The organism is Bacillus sp. AFS098217, from assembly GCF_002551815.1.
In the GTDB taxonomy this organism is placed as follows: domain Bacteria; phylum Bacillota; class Bacilli; order Bacillales; family Bacillaceae_G; genus Bacillus_A.
In genome coordinates, this window is record NZ_NVPR01000115.1 from 1 (window position 1) to 12645 (window position 12645).

The 12645-nt window shown below is 37.8% G+C and carries 13 protein-coding genes; 6 read left to right on the forward strand and 7 right to left on the reverse strand.

Going from position 1 to position 12645, the window contains the following annotated elements:
• Positions 1–268: 268 nt before the first annotated feature.
• A complete protein-coding gene (locus COO03_RS23155) occupies positions 269–562 on the forward strand; it encodes a DUF3910 family protein (protein ID WP_097899363.1) in 294 nt (97 codons plus the stop codon).
• Positions 563–619: 57 nt separating this feature from the next.
• Here COO03_RS23155 and COO03_RS23160 read toward each other — a convergent pair whose 3' ends face one another.
• Genes COO03_RS23160 through COO03_RS23170 form a run of 3 tightly spaced genes read right to left on the reverse strand, consistent with a single transcriptional unit; the run spans position 620 to position 4047 of the window.
• Positions 620–1996, reverse strand: a complete 1377-nt coding sequence (locus COO03_RS23160; protein WP_097899364.1) for a zinc ribbon domain-containing protein — start codon at positions 1994–1996, stop codon at positions 620–622.
• Positions 1997–2008: 12 nt separating this feature from the next.
• Positions 2009–3550, reverse strand: coding sequence for a zinc ribbon domain-containing protein (locus tag COO03_RS23165; RefSeq protein ID WP_097899365.1), 1542 nt, complete (start codon positions 3548–3550; stop codon positions 2009–2011).
• A 5-nt stretch (positions 3551–3555) separates the two neighbouring features.
• Complete coding sequence (locus COO03_RS23170) at positions 3556–4047, reverse strand: zinc ribbon domain-containing protein (RefSeq protein ID WP_097899366.1); 492 nt, start codon at positions 4045–4047, stop codon at positions 3556–3558.
• 153 nt (positions 4048–4200) lie between these two features.
• Between COO03_RS23170 and COO03_RS23175 the strand changes: the two genes are divergently transcribed.
• Positions 4201–5820: an SWIM zinc finger family protein gene (locus tag COO03_RS23175; RefSeq protein ID WP_097899367.1), complete on the forward strand. Its 1620-nt coding sequence runs from the start codon at positions 4201–4203 to the stop codon at positions 5818–5820.
• Complete coding sequence (locus COO03_RS23180; RefSeq protein WP_097899368.1) at positions 5804–8560, forward strand: DEAD/DEAH box helicase; 2757 nt, start codon at positions 5804–5806, stop codon at positions 8558–8560. Before COO03_RS23175 ends, COO03_RS23180 begins: the two co-directional genes overlap by 17 nt.
• A 262-nt stretch (positions 8561–8822) precedes the next feature.
• Here COO03_RS23180 and COO03_RS23185 read toward each other — a convergent pair whose 3' ends face one another.
• Entirely contained in the window at positions 8823–9308 is a 486-nt protein-coding gene (locus tag COO03_RS23185) for a VanZ family protein (RefSeq protein WP_097899369.1), read from the reverse strand.
• Positions 9309–9418: 110 nt separating this feature from the next.
• Here COO03_RS23185 and COO03_RS23190 point away from each other — a divergent pair, with 110 nt between their 5' ends.
• Together COO03_RS23190 and COO03_RS23195 are read left to right on the forward strand one after the other, a co-directional pair.
• Positions 9419–9643: a DUF1659 domain-containing protein gene (locus COO03_RS23190; protein WP_097899370.1), complete on the forward strand. Its 225-nt coding sequence runs from the start codon at positions 9419–9421 to the stop codon at positions 9641–9643.
• Positions 9644–9672: 29 nt separating this feature from the next.
• Positions 9673–9888 (forward strand): DUF2922 domain-containing protein, encoded by a 216-nt coding sequence (locus tag COO03_RS23195; protein WP_097899371.1) that lies wholly within the window; start codon positions 9673–9675, stop codon positions 9886–9888.
• 20 nt (positions 9889–9908) lie between these two features.
• Here the strand turns inward: COO03_RS23195 and COO03_RS23200 are convergent, their stop codons facing one another.
• Positions 9909–10307 (reverse strand): DUF4359 domain-containing protein, encoded by a 399-nt coding sequence (locus COO03_RS23200; protein WP_097899372.1) that lies wholly within the window; start codon positions 10305–10307, stop codon positions 9909–9911.
• 192 nt (positions 10308–10499) lie between these two features.
• Here COO03_RS23200 and COO03_RS23205 point away from each other — a divergent pair, with 192 nt between their 5' ends.
• On the forward strand, positions 10500–10979 hold the full coding sequence (locus COO03_RS23205) for a competence protein ComK (protein ID WP_097899373.1): 480 nt from the start codon (positions 10500–10502) through the stop codon (positions 10977–10979).
• Between the two features lie 51 nt (positions 10980–11030).
• On the opposite strand, the gene COO03_RS23210 is transcribed toward COO03_RS23205, so the two are convergent.
• Together COO03_RS23210 and COO03_RS23215 are read right to left on the reverse strand one after the other, a co-directional pair.
• On the reverse strand, positions 11031–11498 hold the full coding sequence (locus COO03_RS23210; protein ID WP_097899374.1) for a sigma-70 family RNA polymerase sigma factor: 468 nt from the start codon (positions 11496–11498) through the stop codon (positions 11031–11033).
• 209 nt (positions 11499–11707) lie between these two features.
• The gene (locus tag COO03_RS23215; RefSeq protein WP_097899375.1) at positions 11708–12388 is read right to left on the reverse strand and encodes a Yip1 family protein; all 681 of its coding nucleotides are present in this window, start codon (positions 12386–12388) and stop codon (positions 11708–11710) included.
• Between the last annotated feature and the right edge of the window lie 257 nt (positions 12389–12645).

Sequence of the window (12645 nt, forward strand, 5' to 3'; positions counted from 1 at the left end):
GAAAACAAAGAGAGAAAATAAGTAGCGATCACCTTTTGTTCTTCATAGCCGTCACTTATATGTTGGAAAATCAAAATGGATATATATAAACCCTTTCTTTTTAGGCGGGAGAGACCATCCGGCCATGCATAGAAGCAGTCACTCCCCCATGCCAAATGAAAACAAGGAGAGAAAACAAGTAGCGGTCACCTTTTGTTCTTCATAACAGCGACTTATATGTTGAAAAATCAAAATGGATATATATAATGACAAATAAGGAGGTTGTGCAATGAACGTACGCGCAAAAATAGACTGGATCGGCACACCGAAGCCGTATATATATAAAGACGACGTTACATACGATGCCACTGCCATTGATTTTTCACTCGAGCAAGACGATAATCGCTATAAATTAATCGTACTCAAACACCACGAAAAAATTCATTATAAAATTGTACAATACGGCATCAAACCTGGATCACAAAAACCATTTCCGATTGATATACCATTTCAAGGAGAAATGCTCCCGTTAGTAGAAAGAATTCTACAAGATCCATATGTACAAGCTTGTCGTGTTTTATAGAAGCAGCGATATATCAAGAAAGACTACCTCTTTGTAAAGAGATAGTCTTTTCACATTTTAATGCGTTGGACCAGATATTTCTTCTGATTTCAGCGTATTATTCGCAGCGATTGAATGATACAATATTTTTCCATCCGCACTTACTGTAACAATATGTTCATTGCTGAAGCTTTTGAACTTCACAGATCCATCACCATAGCGAATATTATATTCTTCGTACGTCGTTACTTTATATTTTGTAGAACTTTGGCGCTCAACTTTGCGCACTTCAAATTTTAATAAATCCTCAGTAATTCCCTTTTTCTTTAAATATTGCAGATAATCGCGGTCTTCTGTATATGATTTCCCACTCTTATCATAGTCATTTTCAATTAAGCTAAAGTCATTTAAAGAAATAGCACGCACGTTGTTATAAATGTGAGTACGAACAAATTCACCAATCGCAGCATCAGATGTTTGTTTTGGGAATTTTAAATAATAGGAGCTTTGCTCTCCAATTTTTACACTTTCAGATTTCACAACTCCAAAATCCGTTTGTTTTTCCAAATGTACCTCTACTGTTTCATCTGCTGGCACAGGTCCTAGTTTATAACTTCCGTGATCTAACTTTCCACGCTTTTTGCCGTTTACAAAGACACTAACGCTATTTTCGTCAGAAGAGATTGTAACATAGTTTCCTTCAAGTGGTAATTTCACATCCACTTTCCCATCTTTTTCTCCAGCTAGCTCAACTTCCTTTTCCGTTTCCAATTCAGTAAGCTCTGCTTTTGCCTTTGCTTTTACAACATACGTGCCAGGAAAATAAGGTCCGATTTCTTTAGAAGATTTCTCGCTAGAAATATCAGTTGCTTTTTTATCATTTACATATACTTCCGCCGTTTTTGCAGTTGTGCTGACGTTCATGAAATATGATTTAATGCTGAACTTATATTTCGGATATAAGAACCATTCTTTCCCATCTTCTACAATTTGTCCATCCACAAAACTCTCTTTATCTACAAGCTTTTGATCTACCGTTTGCTTTTGTAAGTAAGATAATAACTCTTTATTATAAGAAGGATTATCCTTTAAGTAACGTAAATAAGATTTAATATCTTCTGTTGTCATTTTTAAACCTGGGTCATCCGATTTTACAAAAGAAGCAATTGTATTTATATCTTTTTTATTGAAAGCTTCAATTAATGTATTGATTTGCTTTTCTTTCGAAAATTTATATGCCCCGAATTTATATGCGCCAAACAATGCAGCAGCAAACAATGCAATTACAATTAAGATCACAATATTTTTCTTACTCTTCTTTGGCTGTACTTCCTGATATACATCCGCTCTCGAAGCAGCCATATTTTCTTCAATCACTTCTACTTTACTTCCGCATTCCGAACAGAAGTTCAAGTGATCTGCGACTTGTTTTTTACACGTTCCACAAAACTTCACAACGATTCCCTCCTACTTTCTTGCCAATTTCATTCCAGCGAAAGCGGCTACATATGTCAGGATAAAACTACCGATTATTAAATAGATCCAGTTGCCCTGCATAGATAGCATCGTTCCACTCATTCCAAACATACTTGTCAATTTCCCTGAAACATCAATTTGAAACTTGGAAAGAATATTTATTAAGAGCATCATAACTGTATAAGCACCACTACATACAGCAAGTGTTACATATATATTAGCTGCTGATATTCTCGCTAATTTTTGTCCTGCTCTAAACATAAAGAAGAACGGAATAATAAGCAGTAACAATCCATAATGGAATCTACTATTTACATCTTCTATTCCTGCAAGTTTTTCTGGCCCTGCCCCTTCAGCAATTGCAAGCTCCTTTAACCCTGTTCCATTAAAAGACATACCAGATACGAATGAGAACTGTATTTCGTTATCTTTTTCTTTTTTACTCTTACGTGAAAAACCTTTTTCAAAAGCAGGACTTGTTACTTCCACTGGCGCAAGATGAGCCATATTCCATACTTGTGGTGTCAGCTGCAGTGTTAACATCACACGCTGTGACGTTGTAGATGCTAATTCTTTCAATGGTTTCACACTATCCTCTTTCATAAAGAGAGCCATTACACATAAAATAACAGCTGTTAGCAAAAAGCCTTTTACCACTGCTGCTACTCCGTAATAAAGTGATGCTCCATATGGAAGTAACTCACGGAATGCTTCTGCCATATTGTTTTGGCTTGTATGAGCAATCATTCCTAATAAACTAAAAATCGTTCCACATATAAATCCACTTACTAAACTTTTAAAGGAAGAATACCCAACTCCTACCGTTACAGCATCCATTCCTGGAACAGCAATTGATTTAGATGCAATGAAGCTAACAATAAATAAAAACACACCATAAGTAATACCGACTGTAGCTGCCATTGTCACTTGTTCACCAATTGTATGAGCAACTCGCTTCTTTCCAATCCATATACCTGTTCCACCTAAAATAATAAATGGAATTAATAATAATAGTAAAAATGGAGTATGCCAATATAAAGAAAGAATTATTCCATCTGTATCTCCGGCTGAAAAACCAAGTAAATGGTAGTTTAATAGTGTTGCTGTTGCTCCATTATAAAAACCTGATAGCATATCTAGTTCACGAGCAAACTTATGAAGAAGTTCCTGTGTCATTGTTGCAAATACAAAACTTCCAATCCATCCCGCAAGTAACATAAGAACACTCGCAATAGCTCCGCCAATTAGACCCGTTCTTAAACCACTCTTATGTAATCCCAATTCAACTTTAGTGCCTTTTTCCATACTAGGTAACTTTACGATATGCTCTTTTTTCTTCACCGTAAATAAAGAATGACCGCACTTTTGACAGTACAGATTTTGGTGGGCATTTTCGTCCCCACAACCGCGGCAATACCTAGCGTTATCTTGTTCAAGGACTACACTATCTGTAACCACCATTGCCATACTTCCTTCGTTAGGACAGTAGTTCACTTCTTCTCCATGTTGATTCCCACATATGCGACAATACATCTTGCTCACTCCCCACCTTGCTTAATACCACAAACTGGACAAAAGATGGATGTTTTTGCAATGTGCTCATTACATGATGCACATACAAATTTTTCCTCACTTCTCTCTACCGCTAACATTGGATTTGGATTCCCACATGCTCCGCAAAACTTATCACTGATTGATAGAGAACCACCACATTCACACGTCACTTTCTCTCCCTGTTGCTTTTGCAGTTCAACAATTCGCTTTCTTGCCTGATAAATCGTAACATCGAATGCTTGGATTGGAGCAACTAATGGCTTTAATGATTCTTCCTTTACGCCAGTATCTCGAAGTTGAACATACACTTTTTGACCAAGCTCTAATAAAACCTCTGTCTTCTTCTGGAGCTGTACTTGTATTTCCTTCTTCAATTGTGCAATCTCTTGTGCAACTTGCAGCTTCACCTTTCCTTGTTCAATTCCTTCTTGCAGCTTATTCATACCGCTACCTAGTTTCGCCTGCAAATCTGACAAATCCAATCTCCTCCTCAATAAAAAATCATATATTTTCCCAAGTATATGTTACCATATTTTCCTTTTTCTGTACGACCGAATTCATTTTTTCTGTTTTCGTAGCTTTTTGTTTATAATGGTAGAGGAAAGAATTCTTTTGTACGGAGGAAAACTATGCTGCAACATTCAATTACGAAAGATGAAATTATGATGATTGCGAATGAATTTGTTCAAGGACTGGATCCGCATCAAGCAGCCGATCAAGAACACGTTGCGACTGCTCGTCATTTGTATCGCAGCGGCGTTGTCTACAATGTTGACTTCGATGGTTATACGTTATCAGGTACCGTAGATGCTGAAGGAAACGTGTATAGCGTTCATATACCGATTCGTAATATCTCAGAAAGCTATTGCGATTGCTTCGCGCCAACGCAATGTGAGCACATGCTCGCTGTTTTACTATCTGCCGCTTCTAGTTTTGGGCAAGTGGGCGATGTATTAACCTTGTTTAAAAATAAAACGAAGCCAACGCTCCCTCCGATTCGAACGGCGCGACAAGTATTACAATCGTCCGCATTTGAAGAAACGGATTATAAAAGCTGGCAGGCGTACTTTGAGTCTGAATACGAATCGTTTAAAAAAGAACAAGCACGGCTCACATATAAACAAATGTATTTTCTTATGAGTATCTTTACAGACTTTTATATGAAGTTAGAACGGAAAGCACCGCGCATCATTGTGATACATGAACTATTTAAATTACACGGTGCACTTTATTGTTTTCAAAAATTATTAGAAGAAATCGGGGATTTTGAAGCAAATAAAACCTACTCTTATCATCAACCAATTCACGTCGTTCGCCTATTTGTTGATAAAGTGGAATCACTTGTACGTGACTTTAAATCAGAACCTATTCCCGCTGAATGCGAGCCCATTTTACAAGAAACAGCTCGCCTCGTGCACACCATTTTCTTCTCAGTCGATTCCTATACACAGGAGAGATTCTTTATTTACCGGCATATATGGGGAGAACTCTTAACAGAAAAAACCTGGATACAGGAAGAGCAGAAACGAATTGATGCAAAGATGCACCCGCTTTCAAAAGCACTCGCTTCTTCTCATCTACTCTTTTTACAACAAAACGATGAAGCCGCTATGGAAATACTTGAAAAGCAACCAGCTTCAGTTGTTAGCCTTTATTTTGACTGGCTAGAAGAGTTGCTGAACACCATACAGTGGGACCGCACTAAAAATTGGCTTTCTTTCACATATAAACAGGTGAAGAAAACAATTCATAATCAGACGGATACGATTTTTGTAAAAGATATCGTTCGTTTATTTATCATGATGTATGAAACATATGCGACACATACAAATGAACAAGCGGGACTTGAAATGATTTTGCAAGAACTATTACCGTACAGCTTCACAAATTACGAACAATATGTACTAGCAAAGAAACAATATTATACATGGACAGAACTTCATCTCTTGCACGGGCCTCAGACAATTGAATTGTTAAAAGAGCCACTGAAAGAAGTTGAAAAGGAAGCGCCCGAAGCAGCCCTTCCGCTCTATCATCTTGCAGCAGTGCAAGCGATTGACGAACGGAATCGTAAATCATACCGCCGTGCCGTCCGCTACTTAAAGAAATTACGTATGCTCTATAAGCGCTTGAAACGAACAGATGAATGGAATGTTTTCATCATCCAAATCGCAAATTTACATTCACGCTTACGTGCACTACAGGAAGAATTACGGAAAGGAAAATTAATCGATGATCATACAAACTGAAGTAACAATTAGGCTCCAGCATGTCAGTCAAGGTTGGTTCCTTTGGGGAGAAGATGCAGCCGGCATTCTCCTACCTGTAGCAGCTTGGAAGCAAAACGCCTTCACATGGCACTCCACTTCCTTCTACGGTACCTTCTTGAAGGAAGTTACACATGAGGGACGAAGCGGCATTATGTTAACAAACGTCCAAGCATTTGAGTATATCGCAAATAAGCCGATGAACTCCTTTGCTGAAATGCAAATAAATGGACCAATTACTGCCCTTACGCCAGATGCGAAAGAACTATGGGATGCCTTTGTAACTGGAAGCTTTATACCTGATATGAAGCGCTGGTCAAATCATCCATCATGGAAAGTTAATTATGTTTCAACTGAAGATGATACGCTAGCATTGCTCTTCTCTCAGGCAATTAATGAAAGTATTCTTCAAGACGCTCGCTCTAATGATGGCTGGGAAGATGCAAAACGACTATATGAGCACTATGACTTTACGAAAAGACAACTTGAGACAGCGATGCATGAAGAAGATTGGCTCCGAAAGATTGGTTACATTGAGGATGATCTTCCCTTCACAATCGGTCTTCGTCTCCAAGAGCCGCAAGCTGAATTTGAAATGTGGAAACTGGAAACAATTATTACGCCAAAGCGTGGTGCACACCGAATATATGTATATAGTGGCATCGATTCACTACCAAAGAGATGGCATAATTATGAAGAACGTATTACAGAAACACAGGAAGGATTCAGTAGGCTAGTTCCATGGCTTAAAGAAGATGACCATTTCAGGGAAGAACTCTATGAAACAGAAGCTTGGAATTTCTTAACAGAAGCAAGCAATGAGCTACTAGCAGCTGGCGTTACCATTTTACTACCATCTTGGTGGCAAAATTTAAAAGCAACAAAACCAAAGTTACGCGTCCAATTGAAGCAAAACACAAATCAAACGCAGTCTTTCTTTGGCATGAACACTCTCGTCAATTTCGACTGGCGTGTTTCCACAAATGGAATTGATTTGTCAGAGAGCGAGTTTTTTGAACTTGTTGAACAAAACAAGCGACTCTTCAACTTAAATGGACAATGGATGAGACTTGATCCTGCCTTTATTGAAGAAGTAAAAAAACTAATGAAACGTGCAGATAAGTATGGCCTTGAAATGAAAGATGTCCTGCAGCAGCATTTATCAAACTCAGCAGAAACAGAAATCATCGAAGAAGATAATCCATTTACCGACATTGAAATTGAGTTAGATGGCTATTACGAAGGGCTCTTCCAAAAGCTACTTCATATCGGAGACATTCCAAAAGTAGAACTACCCTCTTCCTTACAGGCGACACTTCGTCCTTACCAAGAGCGCGGTGTAGAGTGGTTATTATATTTACGAAAGCTTGGATTTGGGGCATTGTTAGCGGATGATATGGGGCTCGGAAAAAGTATCCAAACGATTACTTACTTGTTATATATAAAAGAAAATAGTCTCCAAACAGGCCCAGCTTTAATCGTGACACCAACATCTGTACTTGGGAACTGGCAAAAGGAATTTGAGCGTTTTGCACCTAACTTGCGCGTACAGTTACATTATGGAAGCAATCGTTCCAAGGGAGACTCTTTTAAAGAATTTCTTCAAGATGCAGATGTTGTATTAACTTCTTATGCGTTAGCACAGCTTGATGAAGCGGAACTGAGCACACTATGCTGGGACTCTATTATTTTAGATGAGGCGCAAAATATTAAGAACCCGCATACAAAGCAATCAAAGGCCGTTCGAAATTTACAGGCCAATCATAAGATTGCTTTAACCGGTACACCGATGGAAAACCGTCTTGCAGAGCTATGGTCTATTTTCGACTTCCTAAATCACGGATATCTCGGAAGTTTAGGGAAGTTTCAGCGCCGCTTCGTAACACCGATTGAAAAAGATCGTAATGAAGCGAAAATCCAGCAAGTGCAGCGGTTCATTTCACCATTCTTACTGCGCCGCACAAAACAAGATCAAACGGTCGCATTAAACTTGCCGGACAAACAAGAACAAAAAGAATACTGTCCGCTAACCGGTGAACAAGCATCACTATATGAACAGCTCGTGCAGGATACCTTGCAAAACGTTGAGGGGCTAAGCGGGATTGAGCGACGCGGTTTTATTTTACTCATGTTAAATAAATTAAAACAAATTTGTAATCATCCTGCGCTTTATTTAAAAGAAGAGGCACCGAAAGATATTGTGCAGCGTTCTATGAAGACACAAACACTGATGGATTTGATTGAAAATATAAAAGATCAAAACGAAAGTTGCTTAATCTTCACACAGTATATCGAAATGGGCAATATGTTACAGAAGATATTAGAAGAAACATTTGGTCAGCGTGTCCTCTTCCTAAACGGTAGTGTACCGAAGAAAGAGCGTGATCAGATGATCGAACAGTTCCAAAATGGAACATATGATGTCTTTATTCTATCCTTAAAAGCTGGCGGTACAGGGTTAAACTTAACTGCAGCAAACCATGTCATTCACTATGACCGCTGGTGGAACCCAGCTGTAGAAAACCAAGCGACAGACCGTGCTTATCGCATCGGTCAAAAACGATTTGTCCACGTTCATAAGCTCATTACAACTGGAACACTTGAGGAAAAAATCGATGAAATGTTAGAACGCAAACAATCACTAAACAACGCGGTTATCACAAGCGACAGTTGGATGACAGAACTATCAACAGACGAATTGAAAGAACTACTCGGTGTTTAAAATCTATATATACATCAATTAAAAAAACGACATAACCCCCTCTTTTTATAAGTGGGAGAGGGCATCTGGCCATGCATAGAAGCGGTCAGGGGCCTTTTTCTGCCACATGCGAAGTAAGAACAGAAAGAGCAAACAAGTGTAGGTTACTTTGTATTCTGCATAGCAGGGATTTAGATCTCGAAAAATGAAAATGGATTTATATAGTATAATGTCGTATATTGCCGAACAGTCGATATATGAAAAAGGAGCTATTCCTAATGGATTAGCTCCTTCTTCTATGCCAAAACCAATTGCTGATTATAATTCCCGTCAATCCACCGCACGTATCCAATACTGAATCTTGCCACATCGGTGTACGATCACCTGTAAACCATTGATGAATTTCGTCGAATGTCGCATAGCCCGCTACGCAAAGCAATGCAAATATAAAAGTACGCTTTCTTGAATAACCCGATCGGTATAAGGCGTAGTATATTAATGAACCAAGCATAAAGAACACCATAAAATGCGTTCCCTTACGAATGAAGAACTCAATAAAACCACCAACACCTTTATTTGCAATACTAACTGGTGTGCCTCCGCCATAATCAATGGATACCCATGAAAAATGTTCTTTCACAAATTCCACATTCACGTGCTGCTCGATATTTGATCGCATATCCTGCTTCTTATATGGCTGTGCTGAAGAATAAAAAATAATCCCCATCCATAATAAAACGGGAATCCAAAATAACCATTTACGATTCATTTTTTGAGGCTCCTCTCTTATTCTTCTAAGCGTACCAAAAAAAAGAAAAAAATTCACGCCAAAATATTACCGTTTCCCCCTATATATATGACGAAAAGGGGGTGAAAAAGATGGCAGTTGAAACGATTGTAACGGATTTGACTTTACGCCTTGTATTAAACGATGGCCTAGACAAAAACGGGAAAACAGTTTTCAAAAACAAACAATTTAAACGAGTAAAACCAAATGCTGATTTAGGAAAGGTACACGAAGTAGCACGTGCACTTTCTTCATTGCAAGAATTGAAGCTCCATGCTGTACAACTTGTGAGCACAGCCGATCTTTCTAACCTGTAAAATTTTTAATACAAAGGAGGTCATAAAACATGCAAGTACTCGAATTGATTTTCGCAAAAGAGGATGGAAAAACTGTTGTTTTCTCCATCGACAATCCAACAACACCTGTAAATGAACAAACAATTACCCAAGTGATGGACACGATTCTTTCCTCTTTCATTTTCCTATCAATTGATGAAAACACTCGCAAAAAGGGAGCACGCCTTATTGAAAAGACAGTATCAGAAGTAAATATTGCTCCTTAACGAAAGAAGACGAAGCTGTATCACTTTGCAGCTTCGTCTTTCTTCTTCGGCATTTCAATCGGAATGAAAATACGAGAGAATCCAACTGAAACATATTTATAATTTTCTTTTCCCATTGTAAATTCCGTTGTATACGTCGAGAAGAAAATATAATCATTACGCTTTGTATAATGATCAATTAACAATCCTACTTGCGGCTGTACATACTTCTTCCCTAACTTATTACCAATTTTCGCAAGCTCTCCAACAAATCCATCTGGATTTTCTTTTTCAACTTCCGTTAACTTTTTACTAATATCATTGTGATTCATAAATTGCTTTGCCGCCCACTCTGTATATTCCCCTTTACTCGGGTTGCTGTTTGCTAAATAAACAAACAGAAGGACAACAAGTGCCAAAATAATATATTTCCACTTCATATTCCATCACCGCCTAACTGTTTCTATTTTCATATATATGTACAAGCGGTGCAAATTAGAAAACCTACCATCCATAAAATATCCTTAAATCAATAGAAACTTTACAAATATTTACAGAATTTTAAAATTATTTTTATATTTTATCTCTATACTAAAATATGTAAACTAATACTTTTAAAGGAGGCTGTTCAGTTGCCTTACCCAGTTAGTCTTCACGCCATTTCTGATACTATAATAATGCTACGGCCTTATAAAGATCCTTTTTTTCGCACTCAAATTCATACCACTAACGGATTTCTCTACTCGCCAAAAACACCATTAGAGTTAATAAAAGAATCTATTATCTCACACAATTATTCCACATACGAAGGAAGACGCAAAGCAATTATTGAAAAATGGAATTTATGCCAAAACACGCCTATCCCTATTAATCATCGTCGCTTCATTTGTGCCATTCCGACAAAATCACCTGCTGCTTGGGATTGCATCTGGGTATTCTATAAAAGTATTAAACACATTAAAAAAGATAATAAAAAGCGAGCCATACTATATTTTCGTAATGGAGATATCGAAACTTTACCTATTAGCTATTACCAAATGATGCAGCAATGGAGAAAAGCCGGTAATATTTTGGCTCAAATGATGCTCGATGATTTTCATAACAATTTCTAATAGAAATAATAAAGTGGAGACAAGGTATTGCCTGTCTCCATTTTATGTTTACTATATTTCAGACCGCATCTTCTTTAACGCCTGCCGATATATCCATCTCACTTGATAATACGTCATGCCCATTGCCTCCCCAATTTCATGCATTTTCTTCCCCCCGTAAAAACGCTCCGAAATAATATATCTCTCCCTCTCGTCTAACAAACTCATATAATCTCGCACTTCTGACGACACTTCTACTCCGCATACAAGCTGCAACATTTCTTGATCAAAACATATATGCCGCTTTTGAAATCGATTTTCTTTCTTTAACTTCTCTAACAAATACCCGCGTACCATTACAAGAGCATATGCTGAAAAACTCCCTTTCTCTGCCTCGTACCTTTCATATGCAACCCAAAGCCCAATTAAACCGCATTGATAAAACTCTTCATAATCTTTATACAGACAAAGCCTTTTCATTTGGTTCTTAATCATCTTTTCATACAAAGCAACTGCTTCTGTAAAAGTGACCGGCTTCATTTCATACCTGTTTCTAAAAGGTATACCTCTTTGTTATTCCGCGGTACCTTTACAATATAAAAAGATAATAGGAATTTCATGGTGAGTTATTTGAAATTCTGTATAGGAAATTTTAAATTTGACTAGGGAAAATTTAAAATTCTAAGCGCAGTATTTTAAATAAGGACAAAAATAAAAAACGGCTCTTATCAAGAGCCGCTTTTCATATATTACTGACCAAAACTAGGTGTAAAACCACTTAAGCTACCAAATCCAACAGACAGGATAAAGAAGATTACAATTAGTGTTGTTGCTTGTTTTCTGCTTAATCCCGCTACAATTTGTAAACCTAACCCCATTACAATTAATCCCCAAATATTGAAAACTTCAAACGCTGAAGCTGCGCCATGGATATATGTACCTGGCTCAAATAGAGTAGCTAAACTTGTATAAGAGGTTTGGATATCTCCACCAAGTATCATTCTTAAAATGAAATTCACAATTACACCTAAAACCGAAATTGTATACGTGTATAAGTAAAGTGATAATAGCTTCATATATGGTGTATCATTACCCATAAACATCATAATTATTTTATAAATTCCTGCTGCAACAAAGAACCAAAATGCTGTCCCAAATGATCCTACGATTATTCCTGTGCCAATCCCAAAATACCCCATCATTTTAGCAGCTTCTGGATCTTGCACATTTTTCAATACTTCTGGATTATTCATCGCTTGATACATGCCAATTGCACTAACAACTGACACCAGAATAATGAAAAGGAAAAACGCTCCCCAAACAGGACTCTTCGTCCTCATTCTCTCAAACTGTACTCCAGGTGATGTAATCATTCCTAATAATGATGGCTTTTTCCCGCTTACATCTTGCGTGTTAACATTCGCTTCCATTCTAACGCCTCCTTTTATTTGTATAACCCGTTCTAACGGGCGGTTCACTTCCTCTTTACTAGAGGCGGTGAACCGCCCACTAGAACGATATGTGTGTGTATAAATCTATTTTAATTTTCCGACATCTAAATCCCTGCTATGCAGAATAAAAAGTAACCTACACTCGTTTGCTCTTTCTGTTTTTACTTCGCATGTGGCAGAAAAAGGCCCTGACCGCTTCTATGCATGGCCAGATGCTCTCTCCCACCTAAAAAGAG